Annotated in this window: 20 protein-coding genes; 11 read left to right on the forward strand and 9 right to left on the reverse strand. The window is 63.9% G+C overall.

All coding sequences use genetic code 11. The annotated features are described in order from the left end of the window. Positions 1 to 7: 7 nt before the first annotated feature. The 4 genes from rpsP to trmD all read left to right on the forward strand — a co-directional run bounded on the left by rpsP (position 8) and on the right by trmD (position 2,600). Positions 8 to 379 carry a 30S ribosomal protein S16 gene (rpsP, locus tag BMI89_RS14685; protein WP_078545070.1) on the forward strand — a complete coding sequence of 124 codons (372 nt, stop codon included), beginning with the start codon at positions 8 to 10 and terminating at the stop codon, positions 377 to 379. An 83-nt stretch (positions 380 to 462) separates the two neighbouring features. Further along, a complete protein-coding gene (gene rimM / locus BMI89_RS14690; protein WP_078545068.1) occupies positions 463 to 969 on the forward strand; it encodes a ribosome maturation factor RimM in 507 nt (168 codons plus the stop codon). Positions 970 to 973: 4 nt separating this feature from the next. Further along, positions 974 to 1,789, forward strand: coding sequence for a hypothetical protein (locus tag BMI89_RS14695; RefSeq protein ID WP_078571544.1), 816 nt, complete (start codon positions 974 to 976; stop codon positions 1,787 to 1,789). Next, positions 1,782 to 2,600 carry a tRNA (guanosine(37)-N1)-methyltransferase TrmD gene (trmD, locus tag BMI89_RS14700; protein ID WP_078571546.1) on the forward strand — a complete coding sequence of 273 codons (819 nt, stop codon included), beginning with the start codon at positions 1,782 to 1,784 and terminating at the stop codon, positions 2,598 to 2,600. The genes BMI89_RS14695 and trmD overlap by 8 nt, the downstream gene beginning before the upstream one ends. Before the next feature lie 49 nt (positions 2,601 to 2,649). Here the strand turns inward: trmD and BMI89_RS14705 are convergent, their stop codons facing one another. Continuing rightward, positions 2,650 to 3,066 carry a VOC family protein gene (locus tag BMI89_RS14705; RefSeq protein ID WP_078571548.1) on the reverse strand — a complete coding sequence of 139 codons (417 nt, stop codon included), beginning with the start codon at positions 3,064 to 3,066 and terminating at the stop codon, positions 2,650 to 2,652. Positions 3,067 to 3,465: 399 nt separating this feature from the next. Here BMI89_RS14705 and rplS point away from each other — a divergent pair, with 399 nt between their 5' ends. Together rplS and rpmE are read left to right on the forward strand one after the other, a co-directional pair. Beyond that, complete coding sequence (gene rplS, locus BMI89_RS14710) at positions 3,466 to 3,843, forward strand: 50S ribosomal protein L19 (RefSeq protein ID WP_075775806.1); 378 nt, start codon at positions 3,466 to 3,468, stop codon at positions 3,841 to 3,843. A gap of 11 nt (positions 3,844 to 3,854) precedes the next feature. After that, a complete protein-coding gene (rpmE, locus tag BMI89_RS14715) occupies positions 3,855 to 4,076 on the forward strand; it encodes a 50S ribosomal protein L31 (protein WP_078522037.1) in 222 nt (73 codons plus the stop codon). Positions 4,077 to 4,161: 85 nt separating this feature from the next. Here rpmE and BMI89_RS14720 read toward each other — a convergent pair whose 3' ends face one another. Then, positions 4,162 to 4,872, reverse strand: a complete 711-nt coding sequence (locus BMI89_RS14720; RefSeq protein ID WP_078571549.1) for a YoaK family protein — start codon at positions 4,870 to 4,872, stop codon at positions 4,162 to 4,164. A gap of 260 nt (positions 4,873 to 5,132) precedes the next feature. Between BMI89_RS14720 and metG the strand changes: the two genes are divergently transcribed. Then, positions 5,133 to 6,842 carry a methionine--tRNA ligase gene (gene metG, locus BMI89_RS14725; protein ID WP_078522041.1) on the forward strand — a complete coding sequence of 570 codons (1,710 nt, stop codon included), beginning with the start codon at positions 5,133 to 5,135 and terminating at the stop codon, positions 6,840 to 6,842. Positions 6,843 to 6,984: 142 nt separating this feature from the next. Here the strand turns inward: metG and BMI89_RS14730 are convergent, their stop codons facing one another. The 4 genes from BMI89_RS14730 to argC form a co-directional block, all read right to left on the reverse strand. Then, complete coding sequence (locus BMI89_RS14730) at positions 6,985 to 7,479, reverse strand: holin family protein (protein WP_078571550.1); 495 nt, start codon at positions 7,477 to 7,479, stop codon at positions 6,985 to 6,987. Beyond that, complete coding sequence (locus BMI89_RS14735) at positions 7,470 to 8,081, reverse strand: holin-associated N-acetylmuramidase (protein WP_078571552.1); 612 nt, start codon at positions 8,079 to 8,081, stop codon at positions 7,470 to 7,472. The genes BMI89_RS14730 and BMI89_RS14735 overlap by 10 nt, the downstream gene beginning before the upstream one ends. 85 nt (positions 8,082 to 8,166) lie before the next feature. After that, on the reverse strand, positions 8,167 to 8,610 hold the full coding sequence (ccmE, locus tag BMI89_RS14740) for a cytochrome c maturation protein CcmE (protein ID WP_078522044.1): 444 nt from the start codon (positions 8,608 to 8,610) through the stop codon (positions 8,167 to 8,169). A gap of 63 nt (positions 8,611 to 8,673) precedes the next feature. Continuing rightward, positions 8,674 to 9,702, reverse strand: coding sequence for an N-acetyl-gamma-glutamyl-phosphate reductase (argC, locus tag BMI89_RS14745; protein WP_078571554.1), 1,029 nt, complete (start codon positions 9,700 to 9,702; stop codon positions 8,674 to 8,676). Between the two features lie 103 nt (positions 9,703 to 9,805). On the opposite strand from argC, the gene BMI89_RS14750 reads away from it, so the two are divergent. Next, positions 9,806 to 10,621, forward strand: coding sequence for a DUF805 domain-containing protein (locus BMI89_RS14750; protein WP_078571555.1), 816 nt, complete (start codon positions 9,806 to 9,808; stop codon positions 10,619 to 10,621). A gap of 18 nt (positions 10,622 to 10,639) precedes the next feature. On the opposite strand, the gene murI is transcribed toward BMI89_RS14750, so the two are convergent. The 3 genes from murI to BMI89_RS14765 form a co-directional block, all read right to left on the reverse strand. After that, positions 10,640 to 11,452, reverse strand: a complete 813-nt coding sequence (murI, locus tag BMI89_RS14755; RefSeq protein ID WP_078545045.1) for a glutamate racemase — start codon at positions 11,450 to 11,452, stop codon at positions 10,640 to 10,642. A gap of 40 nt (positions 11,453 to 11,492) precedes the next feature. Then, positions 11,493 to 12,383, reverse strand: a complete 891-nt coding sequence (locus tag BMI89_RS14760; RefSeq protein ID WP_246832041.1) for a lysophospholipid acyltransferase family protein — start codon at positions 12,381 to 12,383, stop codon at positions 11,493 to 11,495. Positions 12,384 to 12,460: 77 nt separating this feature from the next. Next, positions 12,461 to 15,871, reverse strand: a complete 3,411-nt coding sequence (locus tag BMI89_RS14765; protein WP_078571557.1) for an indolepyruvate ferredoxin oxidoreductase family protein — start codon at positions 15,869 to 15,871, stop codon at positions 12,461 to 12,463. A gap of 157 nt (positions 15,872 to 16,028) precedes the next feature. On the opposite strand from BMI89_RS14765, the gene BMI89_RS14770 reads away from it, so the two are divergent. From BMI89_RS14770 to purL, 3 genes are all read left to right on the forward strand, one after another. Further along, positions 16,029 to 16,931 (forward strand): LysR family transcriptional regulator, encoded by a 903-nt coding sequence (locus BMI89_RS14770; RefSeq protein WP_078522049.1) that lies wholly within the window; start codon positions 16,029 to 16,031, stop codon positions 16,929 to 16,931. A gap of 426 nt (positions 16,932 to 17,357) precedes the next feature. Continuing rightward, complete coding sequence (locus BMI89_RS14775; protein WP_078571559.1) at positions 17,358 to 17,954, forward strand: hypothetical protein; 597 nt, start codon at positions 17,358 to 17,360, stop codon at positions 17,952 to 17,954. A 141-nt stretch (positions 17,955 to 18,095) separates the two neighbouring features. Next, entirely contained in the window at positions 18,096 to 20,258 is a 2,163-nt protein-coding gene (purL, locus tag BMI89_RS14780; protein WP_078571561.1) for a phosphoribosylformylglycinamidine synthase subunit PurL, read from the forward strand. Positions 20,259 to 20,310 lie beyond the last annotated feature (52 nt).

Below are 20,310 nucleotides of genomic sequence, written 5' to 3' on the forward strand. Positions count from 1 at the left end.
AACTGACATGGCTATGAAAATCCGCCTCGCTCGTGGGGGTTCCAAGAAGCGTCCGTTCTATTCGATCGTCGCTACCGACTCGCGCATGCCGCGTGACGGCCGCTTCCTCGAGAAGCTGGGCACCTACAACCCGCTGCTCCCGAAAGACAGCGAAGACCGCGTGAAGATGAACATCGAGCGCGTAAAGTACTGGCTCGACCAAGGCGCGCAGCCGACCGACCGCATCGCGCGCTTCCTCGAAGCCGCCGGCGAGCGCAGCAAGCCGACCCGCGCCAACATGAAGAAAGCCGTTCCGGGCAAGAAAGCCCAGGAGCGCGCCGAACAGCGTGCCGCCAAGGCCGCCGAGGCGAACGCTGAAGAAGCACCCGCCGAAGAATAATCGGCAGCTATGGATGGCTGGCGGGCCGGGCGCGATATGCGCCCGGCCCCTGCCCCATCCGATCTAGCACAGAGGATCGCATCATGACCCAACCCGAACGCGTCTGCGTGGGTGCCATTGCCGGAGCTTTCGGCGTGCAGGGCGAAGTGCGCCTCAAGAGTTTCTGCGCCGAACCCGAGGATATCGTGGGCTATGCCCCGCTTTATACCGAAGACGGCGCGCGCCAGTTCGACGTGACGCTGACGCGGGGCCTGAAGAACGGGCTTGGCGTGAGGCTGTCGGGCGTGGCCACGAAGGAAGAGGCCGATGCTCTGCGTGGTGTGACCCTCTGGGCCGACCGCGACAAGCTGCCCTCGCTTCCTGACGACGAATTCTATCATGCCGACCTGATCGGGCTGACGGTGGTCGATACCGGCGGCACCAAGATCGGCACCGTGCGCGCGGTCCACAATCACGGCGCGGGCGACATCCTCGAAATCTTCGCGCCCGGGCGCAAACAGGCGCTGCTGCTGCCCTTCACCAAGGCCATCGTGCCGACCGTGGACCTCGCCGCGCAGCGTATCGTCGCCGACCCGCCCGAGGATCTGTAATCGGATGCGCGTGATCGTCCATCCGGGCTTTCACAAGACCGGAACCTCCACGATCCAGACCGGACTGCGCGAAGTCAGCGTCCATCTGCCAGATTGGGCGATTGCGCTCCGCGAAGACATTCCCGACGCAGCCGCCGCAGCCCGCGCCTTTTCACTGACCCGCGACCCGTTCGAGCTGGGGCTCTATCAGGCCGCGCTGGCCAGTTGGGCCGACGCTCTCCCCGAAGACACCACGCAGGCCGTGGTTTCCATCGAGGGGCTCGCGGGCCACATGCCGGGCCGCGATGGCGTGCTGGACTATTCGGCAACGCCGGAACTGATGGGCGCGCTGGCCGAGGTATTCCGCGCGAAATACGAAGACGCGCTGGAGTTGCAGCTCTTCCTGACCACGCGCGAGAAGACCGCGTGGATCGAGAGCCTGCATTGGCAGCATGTGCGCAGCGGCATGTTGACGGACACGCTCGACACCTTCCGCACCCGGCTGTCGGGCTTCGACCTCGCCCCCGTTCTGCGCGAGATCGTGAGCACTGTGGCCCCCGCCCCGGTGACATGGGTGATGCTCGACGAAGCCCGCGACAATCCCCACGGCCCGCTGACGCCGCTCCTCGATCTGATGGGCGTCCCCCCCGAGGTGCGCGCGTCGCTGGGCCTCGGGATCACGGCCAATGCACGCCCGCGGAGGGTGGACCGGGCGGCGCTCGCCGACCAACTTGCCGAAATCAACGCTGAAGGGTTGCCGCGCGAGGCCACAAAAGAGAAAAAGCGCGCCATATTGCGGGCCGCATGGCGCGAAGAGGCAGAGGCGAAATCCGATGAGTGACGACAAACCCAAGCTCGCGACCAAGTCGCATGGCCGCCTGACGATCTCGCCGACGCGCAAGCCCAGCTCACTGATGGACGAGCCGCCGCGCCTCAAAGGCGCGTGGACCGCGAAGATCGTCACGCTCTTTCCCGAGGCCTTCCCCGGCACGCTGGGCCTGAGCCTTCTGGGCCGCGCCCGCGATCTAGGCCTCTGGGCGCTCGAGACGATCGACCTGCGCCCCTTCGGCATCGGCAAACACCGCAACGTCGACGACACCCCCGCCGGCGGCGGCGCGGGGATGGTGCTGCGCGCCGATGTTGTGGGCGAGGCGCTCAAGCAGGCCGCCCACGGCACGCCGGAAGACCGCGCGCGCTGGCCGGTCGTCTATCTCTCGCCGCGCGGCAAGCCGCTGACGCAGGAGATGGCGCGCCGCTTCGCCGAGGCCGACGGCATGACGCTCCTTTGCGGGCGGTTCGAAGGCGTAGACGAGCGCGTGCTGGAACATTTCGGCGTCGAGGAAGTCTCGATCGGCGATTTCGTCCTGACGGGTGGTGAGGTGGCAGCTCAAGTGCTGATCGACGCCACCGTGCGGCTGCTGCCGGGCGTGCTCGGTAATGCCGAGAGCGCGGTCGAGGAAAGCCATTCCAGCGGGCTGCTGGAGCATCCCCAATACACCCGCCCCGCCGAATGGGAAGGCCGTTTGATCCCCGAAGTGCTGACCTCGGGCAACCACAAGAAGATCGAAGACTGGCGCCGCGAGATGAGCGAAAAGCTCACGCAGGAACGGCGGCCGGATTTGTGGGAGAAGCATAAAGGGGTCGGCAGCTGAGAGGCCGAATTAACTGATGCTGCGTCTGGCTCTATTGTTGGCGCCCGCGTTAGCCATCGCGCCCCGGTTCATCAGGATCGCTGGAAAACAGCGCGATCTTGTTGCCGTGCGGATCAAGAAGATAGCCAACGTAGAAGTGCGGGCCATAAGCAGCCCGAAGACCAGGCTGCCCGTCGTCGGAGCCGCCCGCGGCTAACGCCGCATCATAAAGGTCCCGGACCTGTTTCTGCGATCGCGCCTGAAACGCCACCATTGCGCCGTTCCCAGCCGATGCAGATTGCCCGTTGAAGGGGGATTTGACGTAGAAATCAGGCTGAACGGAGGACTGACCTGGTTCTTCGGGCAAGATGTAACTCAAGTCTCCTTGATACTCTTCCAGCCGATAGCCAAGACTTGGGAGAAAGGCCGAGTAGAAGCGTTCTGCCTTCGCGATGTCGTCTGCTCCAACGGTCACGTAAGCGATCATATTGTGGCGTTCCTCCAAGAGTTGCGGCGATGGCGATGGGACCGCGGTTAGACGCCAAAGTAGCATAGTCGGAAGCGGCCATTGCAACAGCCGTAGCGAAAGGTCACTTTGTTCTGCAAAGCTTCAGCGCCCCCACTTCCCCCTTGCCACATTGGTCATTTCCCCGTAATACGCGCGGGTCCGGAGCCGGAATCGGCCCTCGGACCCTTTTGCTGTTGCCCGGCGGAGCCTTCTTCGGTCCGCGTCACGGCACCGGCGAAGGGCGCAAAAAGCGAAAGACGACCTGAACTCTCCCGCGGGCGCGACCCTGAAAAGGCGACCGGACCCGATGAAGACGCGGAGCTCTGAGGCGGCGAAACCTTCACGGGACAAACCGTGAGCATGTGAAAGGACGTTGCGATGAACCTGATCGCACAGCTCGAGGCGGAACAAATCGCCGAGCTCAACAAGACCATCCCGGATTTCAAAGCCGGTGACACCATTCGCGTCGGCTACAAAGTGACCGAAGGCACCCGTTCGCGCGTGCAGGCCTATGAAGGCGTCTGCATCTCGCGCAAGGGCGGCGACACGCTGGCGGCTTCGTTCACCGTGCGCAAGATCTCCTTCGGCGAAGGCGTGGAGCGTGTGTTCCCGCTCTATTCGACCAACATCGACTCGATCGAAGTGGTCCGCCGTGGCCGCGTGCGTCGCGCCAAGCTGTACTACCTGCGCGCTCGTCGCGGTAAGTCGGCTCGTATCGCCGAAGACACCCATTACAAGCCTAAAGCTGCGAAATAAGGAGCGGGACGATGAAAGCCGAAACCCATCCGGACTACCACACGATCACCGTCAAGATGACCGACGGGACCGAGTATCAGACCCGCTCGACCTGGGGCTCCGAGGGCGACACCCTCACCCTCGACATCGACCCGACCTCGCACCCGGCGTGGAACGGTGGTTCGTCGCGCCTCATGGACACCGGTGGTCGCGTGTCGAAGTTCAAGAACAAATATGCTGGCCTCGGCTTCTAAGCCTGAGCTGCATGACTGTTACGGAAAAGGGCGCCTCGCGGGCGCCCTTTTTCATGCGCGTCCCTTTCGCTCATAGCGGGGAGGCTCACCGCCCCCCGCGATAGACCTTGCGCAGTTCCGGCACGGCGATGACGATCAGCAGCGCCGCCGCCAGCGCGAAGATCATCGGGCCGATGCGCTCATATCCCAGCACGCCTGCGATGCCGCCCGCGAAGAAGGAACACAGCGTCGCGACATGCAGAAGGAGCCGCGAGCGCAGCACCTGCCTGGTCTCGGCATCGCGCGCGCCCGGCAAAAGCGCCGCAAGCTCCAGCCCCAGATCGGTCGCGATGCCGGACACATGGCTCGTGCGCACCCGCCCGTCCGAGATTTTCGTGCTCGCCGCGTTCTGCAGCCCCATCAGGAAGCTGAGCCCAATCATCATCAGATGCTCGCTCATCGCCGCGGCCCAGACCATGTCGAGGATCGTCAGCACGATCAGCAGCGCGGCCTCCAGCAGGATCGACAGCGCGTAGATCCCGTGCAGCCGCCGACGCTGCCCGACATCGATCAGCACCCCGGAGGCGAAGGCCCCGAAGACGAAGGCCAGAAGCAGCAGCAGGAACCAGATCGCCGTGCCGAACCGTCCCAGCGCAAGCAGGTCGGTCGCGGTCGAGACATTCCCGGTCATGTTGGCCGAGAAATACCCCAGCGCCCGGAACCCGGCCGCATTCACCGCGCCCGCGACCAGCGCCAGCCAGACCGCCAGCGCGAGGTCGATCGAAACGCTCCGATCGTCTCCGGCATGTATCAGCACCGCTTGCCCCCTACGCTCGCTCCGCCTCGCCCCGACTATCGACGCCACCCGCGCAAAAGCAAGCCTTGGCCATTTTCCCTCGCCTTTTGTCAGCGCGCCGGCTTCGAGACATGGCGCGAAACCGACGACGCAATCGGCAAGGTCTACACGGTCGACTGATCGCAAAGCCGCAAGCGGTGCGTCTCGGCGCTCCCCCCTAGCCCTTCCCATGATTCCCTAGTAAACCCGCGCTCAAACGCTCCACAGCAAGAGGGTCCTACATGGCGCGCCATCTCATTACCTCGGCCATTCCCTATATCAACGGCATCAAGCACCTCGGCAATCTCGTGGGCTCGCAGCTGCCGGCTGATCTCTTCGCCCGCTACCAGCGCGCGCGGGGCAACGAGGTGATGTTCATCTGCGCCACCGACGAGCACGGCACCCCCGCCGAACTCGCCGCCGCGAAAGCAGGCAAGCCGGTCGCCGAGTATTGCGCGGAGATGCACGAGGTTCAGGCGAAGATCGCGGAAGGGTTCCGGCTCAGCTTCGATCATTTCGGGCGCTCGTCCAGCCCGCAGAACCATCGCCTAACGCAGCATTTCGCGGTGAAGCTGGCCGAGGCCGGGCTGATCCGCGAAGTCTCGGAAACCCAGATGTATTCCAAGGCCGACGGGCGCTTCCTGCCCGACCGCTATATCGAAGGTACCTGCCCCAATTGCGGCTTCGAGAGCGCGCGCGGCGATCAATGCGACAACTGCACCAAGCAGCTCGACCCGGTGGACCTGATCAACCCGCATTCCACGATTTCCGGCTCGACCGATCTGGAGATGCGCGAGACCAAGCACCTGTTCCTGCGCCAATCGGCGATGAAGGATCGGCTGGATGCGTGGATCGACAGCAAGTCCGACTGGCCGGTGCTGACCACCTCGATCGCGAAGAAATGGCTCCATGACGGCGACGGGCTGCAGGACCGCGGCATCACCCGCGACCTCAGCTGGGGCGTGCCCGCGCAATTCGAGGGTGCGCCGTGGTCGGGCATGGAAGGCAAGGTCTTCTACGTCTGGTTCGACGCGCCGATCGAATATATCGCCGCGACCGAGGAATGGACCGAGAAGACGGGCGGCGACTGGGAGCGCTGGTGGCGCACCGACAAGGGCGCCGACGACGTCACCTACACCCAGTTCATGGGCAAGGATAACGTCCCCTTCCACACGCTCTCGTTCCCCGCGACGATCCTCGGCTCGGGCGAGCCGTGGAAGCTCGTGGATTACATCAAGTCGTTCAATTACCTGAACTACGATGGCGGCCAGTTCTCGACCTCGCGCGGTCGTGGCGTCTTCATGGATCAGGCGCTGGAGCTTCTGCCCGCCGATTACTGGCGCTGGTGGCTTCTGTCCCACGCGCCGGAAAGCGCGGATGCCGAATTCACCTGGGAGAACTTCCAGGTCTCGGCGAACAAGGACCTCGCCGATGTGCTGGGCAACTTCGTCAGCCGGATCACCAAGTTCACCCGCTCGAAATTCGGCGAGGCGATCCCGGAAGGCGGCAGCTGGGGCGAGCAGGAAGCGGCCCTGATCGAGGATCTGACCACCCGCATCCGCGCCTACGAGACGCATATGGAAGAGAAGGATATCCGCAAGGCGGCGATGGAGCTGCGCGGAATCTGGGTCGCGGGCAACGAATACCTGCAGGCGTCGGCACCGTGGTCGGTGTTCAAGACCGATCCCGATCAGGCGGCGGCCATCGCACGGCTCGCGCTCAACCTGATCCCGATCTACGCGGTGCTCTCGGCGCCCTTCATTCCCGATGCGGCGAAGATCATGCTCGAGGCGATGGGCGACGAGGATCGCGGTTGGCCGGGCGATGTGAAAACGGCGCTCGAGGCGCTGCCCGCAGGTCATGCCTTCACCACACCCGAGGTGCTCTTCCGCAAGATCACGGATGACGAGCGCGAAGAGTGGCAGGAACGCTTCGCAGGCACCCGCGACTGAGGCGCATCAGGGGCTCTGCCCCTCTTCGCTTTCGCGAATTCACCCCGGGATATTTGACCAAGAGCGAAGACAGCCCCCGCGCGTTTCTTCGCTCTTTCGAAGTATCCCGGGGGGCTCCCACAGGGAGCGGGGGCAGAGCCCCCTACTCGTCCTGTTTCTTGAGCGACCGCCAAGCGGAGAGCGCCGCGTTTTCCTCGACCGGAGGCGTAGCGAGAGCGTCAGGCGGCTTCGGCAGAGCCGTCTTCATCCGGAAGTAATGCGCCTCGCGCGCGCCGAAATAGAAGCTGACCACCGCGCCCAGAAGCCACCAGAGCGGCTCCGGGACGTAGCTCAGCCCGACCATGCGTTGCGCGAAGGCGACCGGGTCGAGCATCGCATAGACGAAAAGCCCCACGATCCCGAAGGCGAGCACCGGGCGCGGCAGGCGGTTGAGACCGTTCACGATCCGGTCGAAGCGGCCGGGGCGGATGTATTCGAACTCCGCACCGTGTTCCTGAAGGGCCGCTAGATAGGCGGCCTGCGCGGCCTCGAGCTTCTTCGTGGCATTCGGCACGAAGACCTCCGCCACCGAACTGGCGGCCTCGCCTGCCGCCTTGACCGCCCCCGCACCGCCGAACAGTTTCTCGATCATGCCCATTTCGCCACCCGCTTGCGATGCTCGCCCTCGGTGAGGTGAAAGCGCGGCGAAATGAACTCCTCGGCGCGGCGGATCCAGCCGCCCTTCGCGCCCGCGCTCGTCGTCGCGTATTTGCGGCTTGCGGGCCGCGCATCGGCGACCCGGTAGTAGTAGTTCCGCCGCGCGATTCCGTAGGCATCGGCGAAGTAGCCGGGCGCGGCTGCATCGGCGATTTCGGCGGCGGCGATGGTCTGCGGGCCGATGATCCCGTCCACCACGACACGCTGGCCCATATCGCCTAGCAGGCGCTGCAGGATGACGACCGCATTGCCGCCTGCGTTCACATACATGTCGAAGACCGAGGCCTGCACCGAGGGCGGCAGCCGGTCGATACGCGGGCTCTTGTAGTAATGCTCGATGAAAATCTCGGCGGCCTGCGCGGGGTCGAGCGAACGGACATCCATCTCGTCCACCCGGCCATCGCCGGTCAAATCGCGCCCCAACCGGCGCAGGGTTCCGAGCGTGACGCCATGCTTCGTCACACCGCCCGGATCGTCCGGATCATCGACATAACCGCCTTCGCGCGCGACGATCTCCGCCGCGATCTGGGTGACCGATTTCATGGCCTGCCTCCGTTGATGACAACGTCAGGCAGGCTCGGGCCGTGCGATTAAGAGGGATAAAAGAGAGCGTTCGCCGGGGGTGCGATCAGGAGGACGGGCCCTCGTAGACGCCCTGTTCCTTCAGCGCGTCGACGACTTCCTTGGGCATATAATTCTCGTCGTGCTTGGCGAGAATCTCGGAGGCCACGAAGGTATCGCCTTCCATCTTGCCCGTGCCGATCATGCCCTGACCCTCTTTGAAGAGGTCCGGCAGGACGCCCGCGAATTTCACCGGGACGGTCGCGCCGCCATCGGTGACCTTGAATTCGATGACCTCGCCCTGACCGCGCTTGAGAGAGCCTTTCTCGACCAGCCCGCCGAGGCGGAACACCTCGCCGGGCTGCGGCGGTTCGGTGGCAAGCTGCGAAGGCGCACGGAAGAAGTTGATGCCGCTCCGCATCGAGTACCCGATCGTGCCGGTCGCGATCACCAAGGCCAGCGCGGCCACGCTGAGCACCTGGATACGACGTTTCTTCTTCAGACTCTTCATCTCTTCGCCTCCTGAGATGCCGCTTCGTCTACCTTACCGCGCCGGCCGTGCCATTGACGCGGATCAAGGGAAGACGGGGGCGAGCATCAGCCCTTCGCTTTCCTCCAGCCCGAGCATGAGGTTCGCGTTCTGGATCGCTTGTCCCGACGAGCCCTTGCAGAGGTTGTCGATGGCCACGACCACGAGCGCGCGCCCGGGGATCCTGTCTCCTGATACACCAATATGGGCATAATTGGAGCCAGTTACAGACCTGGTGGACGGAACTGCGCCGAAAGGTAGCATCTCCATGAAGATTTCGTCTGCATAGCGGTCCGCCAGTGCCTTGTAGACGGCCTCGGGCTCACCCTTCACATAGGCCGAGGCGAGGATGCCGCGGTTGAAGGGCGCCAGATGCGGGGTGAATTGCACCATTACGGGGCGACCCGCCAAGGCGCTGAATTCCTGATCGAATTCGCCAAGGTGACGGTGCTTGCCGCCTTGCGAATAGGGCGCGACACCGCCCGACAGCTCTGCGTGCAGCAGGTTTTCCTTCAGCGAGCGGCCCGCGCCGGAAACCCCGTTCTTCAGATCGAGGATGATGTCGTCGAGGTCGATCACCCCGGCTTCGATAAGCGGACGGATCGCGAATTGGCCCGCAGCGGCATTACAGCCCGTGCCCGCAACCAGCCGCGCCTCGCGAATCGCGTCGCGGTAGAACTCGGTCAGGCCGTAGACCGCCTCTTTCTGCAGCTCGACCGCGGCATGGGGCTTGCCATACCACTTCTCGTATTCTGCCGGATCACGCAGCCGGAAATCGGCCGAGAGGTCCACGATCTTCAGATCGCGCGGCAGCTCCTTGATCACCGCCTGCGAGGTCGCATGCGGCAGCGCGCAGAAGGCCAGATCGACATTCGAGAAGTCGATCTCTTCGATCTTCACCAGATCGGGCAGGCCCAGATGGCGCAGATGCGGGAACACGTCGCCCATCGCCATACCGGCCTTTCGCTCGCCCGAGAGGGCCACGATGTCCATATTCGGATGGGTGGCGATCAGCCGGACGAGTTCGGCGCCGGTGTAGCCCGATGCGCCCAGAATCGCGATTTTCTTCGTCATATCAACCTCCGCGCTTGTCGCTCGGCTCTCCCTTACCCTAAGCTCACACTCAAATAAACTCCGTGTGAACCGGAGTGACGACCGACAGTGAACGAGGCAGGCCGTGGCAGAGCAGTGGTATTACGCCGATGGGAAAGATCCCGTCGGTCCGTTCCCCGCAGAACATATGACGGATATGGTGCGGGCAGGTCGTATCAAGCCCGAAACGATGGTTTGGCAAGACGGAATGGAAGGATGGGAGCCTGCGGGCGATCACTTCTTCCGGCGAGCCCCGGACACTGCGGCCACGGGCGCCGACCCGCATAGCGGCGCGACGAATTACGCGGCCCGCATTGCGCAGCGCCATCAGCAGGAAGGCAAGCTCTCCTCCGCCGATCCCCGCGCCTATGCCGACGCCTCGATCGAACGCGAGCGTGCGCGGCGCGGGATCGGTGCGGACGGGATGTATTCCGGGGCGCCTGCGCGCGGCTTCTTCGAGGCGATCAAGGTCTGCTTCCGGAAATACGTGACCTTCAAGGGCCGGGCGAGCCGGTCGGAATATTGGTGGTTCGTGCTGTTCGTGACGCTGGCGGGGTTCGCGGGCGGCTTTGCGGAGGCCTCGATGGGTCAGGACGGGGCCGCAATCAGCGCGGTGGTCTCCATCGCGACCTTCCTGCCCTCGGTCTCGGTAACGGTGCGACGGCTACATGATACGAACCGCTCGGGCTGGTGGTTCGGGCTTTACATCCTGATGAGCTTCCTGGGGGGCTTCGTGATCGCCTTCCTCGCCATCTCCTCGGGCATCCGAGACCCGGACGCCATTCTCGCTTCGATGGGAATGCTGACGATGCTCTGGGCCATTTTGATGCTGGTTTGGGGCATCATGCTCTTCGTCTTCATGCTGCTCAGGGGCACATACGGCGAAAACCGTTTCGGCTGACCCCTGAGGCGCGGCGGCTCAGGCCGCTTCGAACCGGATCGCGTAGCGCAGGAATTGCGTCGCGTGGCTCGAGACCGAGGCCGGATCGCCGGTGGTCAGGAACTTCGATTCCGTGCCCGCGCCTCTGAATTCGGGGCGACGCTCAAGGTAATCCGCGAGGCTTTCGGCCACCAGATTGGCTTGGCTGTAGACGTCCACGCTCGGCCCCAGCGCTTCCTGGAAGGTCTTCTGCATCAGCGGGTAATGGGTGCAGCCGAGGATCGCGGCTTCGGGCTTCGGCATCCGGCGCTTGAGCGCCTCGACATGGGATTTCACCAGCGCCTCTGCGAGGATCTCGTCGCCGGTCTCGATCGCATCGACCACGCCGCCGCAGGGTTGCGCCTCGACATCGACGCCAATCGCACGGAAGGCCAGTTCGCGCTGGAACGCGCGGCTCGCCACCGTCGCGGGTGTCGCAAACAGCGCCACATGCTTCACCGCCACTTCGCGCGGCGGGGAGTTGTCGCCCCATTTGCGTTCGGTCAGCGCCTCGATCATCGGCACGAAGACGCCCAGCACGCGCTTGCCCTCGGGGATCCAGGTCTCCTGCATCCGTTTCAGCGCCGCAGCCGAGGCGGTGTTACAGGCGAGGATCACCAGATCGCAGCCTTCCTCCCACAGACGTTCGACACCCGCGCAGGTCAGGTTGAAGATGTCATCGGCATCGCGCACCCCGTAAGGCGCATGGGCGTTGTCGCCGTAATAGCAAAAGGCCATGTCCGGCAGCCGCTTGGCGCAGGCATCATAGACCGTCAGCCCGCCCAGACCTGAATCGAAAACGCCTACTGCCATGCTCGCGCCCCTCGCCCGTCCGGGCCGCAACAGGCGCCGGTCAGTTTCTATATTTCGCCTCGAACTCGAAGCCATAGCCGTAAGACTTCAAGGGAGTCGGCGACAAGTCATACGTCGCACGGCGCAGGAAATCCATCATCTGTTTCGGGCTTTCGCGGACGGCGTCCAGCTCGGCCTGCGGGATCGGCTCGCCGACGCAGAGGCGCACCGGCCGATTGGCGTGGCGTTTGAACTCGCGGATCATCAGCCCCATGCGCAGGCTGTAGTGCAGATGGCTCGCCAGCTGGAACAGACGGCTGTTATGTCCCTCGAAGAAGACAGGCACCACGGTCGCCTCGGATTTCGCGATCATCTTGGCGGTGAAATTGCGCCAGCCCGGATCCATCGGCGCACCGAAAGGCTTGGCCGCGGTCGACACCGTGCCGCCCGGAAACACCCCGATCGCGCCGCCATCGCCGAGGTAGCGCAGGGCGTCCGAACGGGTTCGCAGATTTGCCTTCATGGCTTCTTTGGTTTCGGAGAAATCCACCGGCAGGATGATCCGGTCGATCTCTTCGGCGCGCTTGAAGACGTTATGCGCGAGGATGCGGAAATCGCCGCGGATGCGCGACAGCAGCAGGCCCATGATCAGCCCGTCGAGAATGCCGTAAGGGTGGTTGGCGATCAGCACCAGCGGCCCGGTCTGCGGGATATTGGCCAGCGCGCCGCGGGTCACATCGATCTGCAGCCCGTAGCGCTCGGCCATCACCTGCCAGAAATCCGCGCCTTGCGCGATGTCGTGCTCGTAGCCGCGTGCTCGCCGGATCAACCCGATCCGTCCGGTCGCGTTCTCCATCGCGCGGATCAGAACCCGCGCGCCTTTCGAGCGCGCGGACCAAGCGTAGGAGATTTCCTGCGTAGCGTGGCGGGGGGCCATCGGGGTGGCGGTCATCTCGAACCTCCGCAACATGGGCTGGCTTCATTCTGCCAGCGCCATGTCACGAAGGTACGACACTCAGATGACAGCCCTCACTCGGCAGCCATTTTCTGCGGAGTACCGCCGGCGCGGAAAGCGGCGAGAAGTTCCTCGCGCCGCTTCGCCGCCATTTGCTCAGCCTGTGCCTTGACCGGGCCGAAGCCCCGGATGGTCAGCGGCAGTTCGGCCAGTTCACGCGCGATCTCCATCGTCTCCGGCGTGACCTTGGGCAGCACTTCGGCCATGTCGGCCTCGTATTGCTTGATCAGCGCACGCTCCATCTTGCGCTCGGTGGCATAGCCGAAGGGATCGAACGGCGTGCCGCGCAGCCCCTTGAGCTTCGCCAGAAGACGGAAGTTGCGCTCCATGCCGGGGCCGAATTCACGCTTCTTCGGGCGACCGTCCGAGCCTTCCTTGGACAGGATCGGCGGGGCGAGATGGAAGTGCATCTCGAAATCACCCTCGAACTCGGCGCGCGCCTTCTCTGCCGTCGACAGATGCAGCCGTGCGACCTCGTATTCGTCCTTATAGGCCAGAAGCTTGTGATAGCCCTTCGCGACGGCCTCACGCAGCTCCGACGGCGCCTCGTCCACCAGTTTTCGGAAACGCTTCGCGAGACGCGCATTCTGGTAGTCGACGAGATGGTTGACCCGGAACTCGACCGGATCGACCGGGACCTTCATCACTTCAGCAGCCATCGCTTTCGCAGCCTCGGCCGGGAACGCCATCGCCCAGCGCCCCAGATCGAAGGCGCGCTTGTTCTCGGCGGGTTTGGCACCGTTCAGGTCGATCGCTTCGAAGATCGCCTCGAGGGTCAGCGGCACATAGCCTTGCTGCCACGCAGCCCCCAGCACGACCATGTTCGAGTAGATCGAGTCGCCCAGCATCTGCCGCGCCAGTTCCGAGGTATCGGCGAAGGCCACGCGGTCCTTCAGCCGCGCCTCGAGGCTTAGCCGAAGCTGTTCGCCCGGCAGGCGGAAGTCGCGGTTGCGGGTGAATTCGCCGGTGACGATCTCGTGGCTGTTGATGACGGCACCGGTGCGGCCCGTCGTCATCAGCCCCAGCGTCTTGGCACCGGCGGAGACCACCAGATCGCCGCCGATCACGCAATCGGCCTCGCCCACGGCGACACGAATCGCCGAGATATCCTCGGGCTTGTTCGCGATGCGCAGGTGGATATGCACCGCCCCGCCCTTCTGGGCGAGACCGGCCATCTCCATCATGCCCGCGCCCTTGCCGTCGATATGAGCGGCCATGGCGAGCACAGCGCCGATGGTCACGACGCCCGTGCCGCCAACGCCGGTGATCACCACGTTATGGGTGCCGTCGATCGCGGGCAGCGTGGGCTCGGGCAGGTCCGGCAGGTCGAGCGCCTGCGCTTCCGCCTTCTTCACCTTCGCGCCGTGCAGCGTCACGAAGCTGGGGCAGAACCCGTCGAGGCAGCGGAAGTCCTTGTTGCAGGACGACTGGTCGATCGCGCGCTTGGTGCCCAGTTCGGTCTCCTCCGGCACGATGGAGACGCAGTTCGACTGCACCCCGCAATCGCCGCAGCCTTCGCAGACATCCGTGTTGATGAAGACGCGCTTGTCCGGATCGGGGAACTTGCCGCGCTTGCGGCGGCGGCGCTTCTCGGCGGCGCAGGTCTGAACGTAGATCAGCGCCGAGACGCCTTTCGTCTTTGCCAGACGTTTCTGCACGGCCATCAGCTCGGCCCGTTCGACCTTCTCGACGCCTGCGGCGAAGGTGGACAGGTCCAGCTCTTCCTTCTCGTCATAGACCACCACGACCGGCTTTACGCCCATCGCCACGATCTCCGACGCGATCTGCTGAGAGGTCAGCCCGCCCTCGTTCTCCTGCCCGCCAGTCATCGCGACCGCGTCGTTGAACAGGATCTTGTAGGTGATGTTGGTGCCAGCCGCCAAAGCCGCCCGGATCGCCTGCGCCCCCGAGTGGTTGTAGGTGCCGTCGCCAAGGTTCTGGAACATATGCTCCCGCGTGGAGAACGGGGCCTCGCCGACCCAGTTCACACCCTCGCCGCCCATATGGGTGAAGCCTTCGGTGTTCCGGCCCATCCACTGCACCATGTAGTGGCAGCCGATCCCGGCATAGGCGCGCTCGCCCTCGGGCACCTTGGTCGAGCTGTTATGCGGACAGCCCGAGCAATACCATGGCGTGCGCGTCGCGATCTCCGGCGCGTTATCGGCGCGTTGGGCGGCTTCGATCTTCTCGATACCCGCCTTGATCGCATCCGTGCCGCGGCCCTCTTCGATGAAGATGTCGCCCAGCTTGCGCGCGATCATCACCGGGTCGAGCGCGTAGCGCGTGGGGAACAGCTCCACCTGACGGCCATTCTCCCAGGTGTCGCCCTTGTGCCAGCCATAGACGCGGCGCCCGCGACGGTCGTCGAAGATCGCCTCCTTGACCTGCACCTCGATCAGCTTGCGCTTTTCCTCGACGACGATGATCAGCTCCAGCCCCTCGGCCCATTCATGGAACGAAGTCATGTCGAGGGGGAAGGTCTGGCCGATCTTGTAGGTGGTGATGCCGAGTCGTTCGGCCTCGGCCTCGTCGATCCCCAGAAGCGAGAGCGCATGTGTCAGGTCGAGCCAGTTCTTGCCCGCCGCCACCAGACCGATCTTCGCGCCGGGCTTGCCCCAGACGCGATTGTCGATGCGGTTCGCGCGAGCGAAGGCCTCGGCGGCGTAGCGTTTAAAGTCGATCATCCGCGCTTCTTGAGCCACCGGCGTGTCGCCGAGACGGATGTTCAGCCCGCCTTCGGGCATCTTGAAGTCGGGTATCACGAATTGTTGACGGAAGGGGTCGCCATCGACGACTGCCGTCGCCTCGACCGTATCCTTCATCGTTTTCAGACCCACCCAGACCCCGGCGAAGCGGCTCAGCGCATAGCCGTAAAGCCCGAAATCGAGGATTTCCTGAACGCCCGCGGGCGACAGCACCGGCATGTAGGCATCGACCATCGCCCAGTCGGACTGATGCAGCACGGTCGAGGATTCGCCGGTGTGATCGTCGCCCATCGCCATCAGGACGCCGCCGTATTTCGATGTACCCGCCATATTGGCGTGGCGCATCACATCGCCAGAGCGATCGACGCCCGGGCCTTTGCCGTACCAGAGGCCGAAAACGCCGTCATACTTGCCTTCGCCGCGCAATTCCGCCTGCTGCGAGCCCCACAGCGCGGTTGCCGCGAGGTCTTCGTTCAGGCCCGGCTCGAAGCGAACATCGCTCTCTTCCAGCACTGTCTTGGCGCGCGCCATCTGCAAATCGACAGCGCCGAGCGGCGAACCGCGATAGCCTGTCACATAGCCGGCCGTATGCAGTCCCGCCGCCTTGTCGCGCGCGGCCTGAGCCAGAACGAGACGCACCAAAGCCTGCGTCCCGTTCAGCAAAACCGGAGATTTCGTAAGGTCGAACCGATCCGCTAGGGATATTTCTTGCCTTCCCATTAAGCACCTCCCCTTGCTAACTGGGCATGGAGACATGGTAGGTCATAATATCTGACCTAGAAAGCGGAAAATTGTTACTTAGCGGTTTCGTAAATCCTCGAGATTAATGTAAAGAAACTTGCGCGGAACAGCAGATGATAAAGCGAAAGTGACCTTGATGGATTGGGACAAGCTCAGAATCTTCCACGCAGTGGCCGATGCAGGGTCTTTGACTCATGCCGGCGACGCACTGCACCTGTCTCAATCTGCCGTGAGCAGACAGATCCGGGCGCTCGAAGAGGCCCTCGGAACGACTCTTTTCCACCGTCACGCCCGCGGACTGATTCTCACCGAGCAGGGCGAATTGCTGTTCGAGGCCACCTCGTCGATGGCGAAAAAGCTCGACAGCGCCTCCGCACGCATTCGTGACAGCGAAGAGGAAGTGTTCGGCGAACTGCGCGTGACCACCACGACGGGCTTCGGCACGCTGTGGCTCGCGCCGCGTCTGACGAAGCTCTATGAGAAGTATCCCGATCTGAAGATCGACCTCATGCTGGAGGAGCGGGTGCTCGACCTACCGATGCGCGAGGCCGATGTCGCCGTGCGCATGAAAGAGCCCGCGCAGGCCGATCTGATCCGCAAGCGTCTGCTGAACATCCGGATGCGGCTTTACGCGACCTCCGAGTATCTCGCGAAATGGGGCTCGCCCGAAAAGATCGAGGATCTGCGCAAGCATCGCCTGATCTGTCAGACCCCGCGCACCCCGCAGGTACAGGCGGGCGCGCAGCTCGCGCGTCAGGTTCTGGCCTTCGATCAAAGCTCGACGCTGACGGTGAACAACTACTTCGGCGTATTGCAGGCGGTGCTGAACCATATCGGCATCGGCATCCTGCCCGACTACCTGACCGCCGATTTCAACGACCTGCAGCGGGTGCTGCCCGATCTGGAATCGGTCGAGATTCCGATCTTCCTCGCCTACCCCGAAGAGCTACGCTCGTCGCGCCGTGTGACCGCGTTCCGCGACTTCATTCAGGAAGAAATCACCAACTATCGGCGCTTCCAGGCGGGCGATTCAACCTAGGGTTGCACCGCGACTTTACCGCAACGCATACCGGCCATGATGCGCCCGCAGCATGTTTTCCCTTGATGCGTTAACAAACTGCCCATAAATGAGGCTCAGAAGGGTTGGCCGTGCCGAAAGGCGCAGCACCTTCTACCTCCCTGTTGGACTTTGGCCGAGCTTTGCTCGGCCTTTTTTTTGTCCAACGCCCAGATGCGGCTTTCACGCAGGGCGCGAGAGCCCCTCCCAACAGCCCAGACCTCACGAAATTTCACGCGGTCGCGACCGCGCAAACCCCGCCCTACGCGCAACTATCCCCTTAGGTTCATTTAAAATTCCACGATCTCGTTCACAAAAATTTCAGTGAACTTTCGCCGGTTCAGCCCGTTCCTTTCCCGACGCCAGCAACGGCGCAGCACTTGAGTAACCAGTTGAAAGGATACTGTTATGACTACCGCGAAAAACATCTTTGCCGCTTCGACCGCTCTTCTTGGCGCGATGACCATCGCAGGTTCGGCTTCGGCCCTCGACCTGTCGAAAGTGCCCTCCACGAATAATGGTGACGGCCAATATTACGGCATCGCCGACTATCGTGTTGGCGCGGTGCCGGGTCAGGAAACCTCGACGGGCACGCCGCCCGCGGTGACCTCCTCGAACACCTTCGAGTCGACCGACCAGTACGGCATCACCGACGTGAAGACCGGCACCGCGATGTTCGACAGCACCTCGATGGGTGAGGAAATGATCCCCGCGCAGCGCCAGCTGACCGACGAAGCCGGCATCACGGGCATGAAAACCGCCGCCAATGCCGAAGACAAGGCAATGAGCGTCGATGGCAACATCATCGGCATGATCGAGAAGGTCGAGGCGAATGACGGCTACGACACCGTCTATATCCGCACCTCGCCGAAGCTCGACACCACCGTGTCGCTCTTCAAGATCAACGTGCCGAAAGGCGCAGCCGCCAATGGTCAGGTCAAGCTTGGCTGGACCGTGTCGGAACTGCTGACCAATCTTGAGACGCAGGTGGACATGCGCTCGTAATCCGGGCGACACTTGATACGCGCTTTTACGACGCGGGGCCTTCGGGCCTCGCGTTTTTTCTTTCCGCAACGTCCGGCCTCTCTTTTCCCCCTGCACATATTCGCCTAATAGGGGCGGCAAAGCCGATGCCGGAGGATCCTCATGAACGAGCCGCAGATCACGCCTGATCTCATCGCAGCCCATGGCCTGAAACCCGACGAGTACGACCGGATCCTCGAGATCATCGGACGCGAGCCGACATTCACCGAGCTCGGGATCTTCTCGGCGATGTGGAATGAGCACTGCTCCTACAAGTCGTCGAAGAAATGGCTGCGCACGCTGCACACCGAGGGCGATCAGGTCATCTGCGGTCCGGGCGAGAATGCGGGCGTCGTCGATATCGGCGACGGGCAGGCCGTGGTCTTCAAGATGGAGAGCCACAACCACCCCTCCTATATCGAACCGCACCAAGGCGCCGCGACCGGCGTGGGCGGCATCCTGCGCGACGTGTTCACCATGGGCGCGCGCCCGGTGGCCGCGATGGACAGCCTGAGCTTCGGTATGCCCGACCACCCGAAAACCTCCCATGTCGTGAAAGGCGTGGTCGAGGGCGTGGGCAGCTACGGCAACTGCTTCGGCGTGCCGAACGTGGGCGGGGAAGTGCGCTTCCACCCCTCCTATAACGGCAACTGCCTCGTGAACGCCTTCGCGGCGGGCCTCGCGGATGCCGACAAGATCTTCTACTCCGCCGCGTCGGGCATCGGCATGCCGGTCGTCTATCTGGGTGCCAAGACGGGTCGGGACGGCGTCGGCGGCGCGACCATGGCCTCGGCCGAGTTCGACGACACGATCGAAGAGAAGCGCCCCACCGTTCAGGTCGGCGACCCCTTCACCGAAAAATGCCTGATGGAAGCCTGCCTCGAACTGATGCAGACCGGCGCGGTGATCTCGATTCAGGACATGGGGGCCGCAGGCCTGACCTGTTCGGCGGTCGAGATGGGCGACAAGGGCGGGCTGGGCGTGAAGCTTAACCTCAATGCGGTGCCGCAGCGCGAAGCCGCGATGACCGCCTATGAGATGATGCTGTCGGAGAGCCAGGAGCGGATGCTCATGGTGCTCAACCCCGAGAAGGAAGACATCGCGCGCGAGATCTTCGTGAAATGGGATCTCGACTTCGCCATCGTCGGCGAGACCATCGCGGAAGACCGCTTCCTGATCATGCATGGCAACGAGGTGAAAGCCGACGTTCCGCTGTCGAAACTGTCCTCGGAAGCCCCCGAATACGATCGCCCCTGGGTCGAGACGCCCGTCGCGACCGCTGGCGAGGCGCTGCCCGAGATTGGTGCGATCGATGCGCTCAAGGCGCTGATCGGCTCGCCGAACTACGCGCATAAGTCCTGGGTCTACGAGCAATACGACACGCAGGTGATGGGCGACACGGTGCGCCGTCCGGGTCTCGGCGCGGGCGTCGTGCGCGTGCACGGCACCGACAAGGCGCTCGCCTTCACCGCCGATGTGACCCCGCGCTACGTCAAGGCGAACCCGTTCGAGGGCGGCAAGCAGGCGGTGGCCGAAGCCTATCGCAACCTGACAGCCGTGGGCGCGAAGCCGCTGGCCTCCACCGACAACCTGAACTTCGGCAACCCCGAGAAGCCCGAGATCATGGGCCAGTTCGTGGGCGCGATCAAAGGTATCGACGCCGCCGTGCGCGCGCTCGACATGCCGATCGTGTCGGGCAACGTCTCGCTTTACAACGAGACCGACGGCACCGGTATCCTGCCTACGCCGACCATCGGCGCGGTCGGCCTGCTGAGCTCGCTCGACGAGCTGATCGCGGGCCTGCCGACGGCGGGCGACGTGGCGATGGTGATCGGCGAGACCAAGGGGCACCTCGATCAATCCGCGCTGGCGTTTGAAGCCTTCGGGCTCGAGTCCGGCGACGCGCCCGAGGTCGATCTCGACGTCGAGAAACGCAATGGCGAATTCCTGCGCGAGAACCGCGCGCTGGTCAAAGGCGCGAGCGATCTCTCGGACGGGGGCCTCGCGCTCGCGGCTTTCGAGATGGCGGAAGAGGCCGGTCTGGGCGTTACGCTCGAGGCTGACGACATCGCGACGCTCTTCGGCGAGGATCAGGGCCGCTACCTCGTGGCCTGCTCCTTCGATCAGGCCGAGGCGCTGATGGTCGCCGCCCGCCGCGCCGAGGTGCCGCTTTACACCGTGGGTCGCTTCGGCGGCGACACGGTCGGCTTCGGCTCGGACAGCGCCCCGCTGGAGGAGCTGTCGGCCCTCTATCGCAGCGCGTTCAAAGCAGCGATCGACGCCTGAGTTCTGTGATCTGACGCAGGGCGGGCATGCGCGCCGGGCGGTTCCTGACCGC

Source organism: Thioclava sp. F36-7, from assembly GCF_002020075.1.
Lineage (GTDB): Bacteria > Pseudomonadota > Alphaproteobacteria > Rhodobacterales > Rhodobacteraceae > Thioclava > Thioclava sediminum.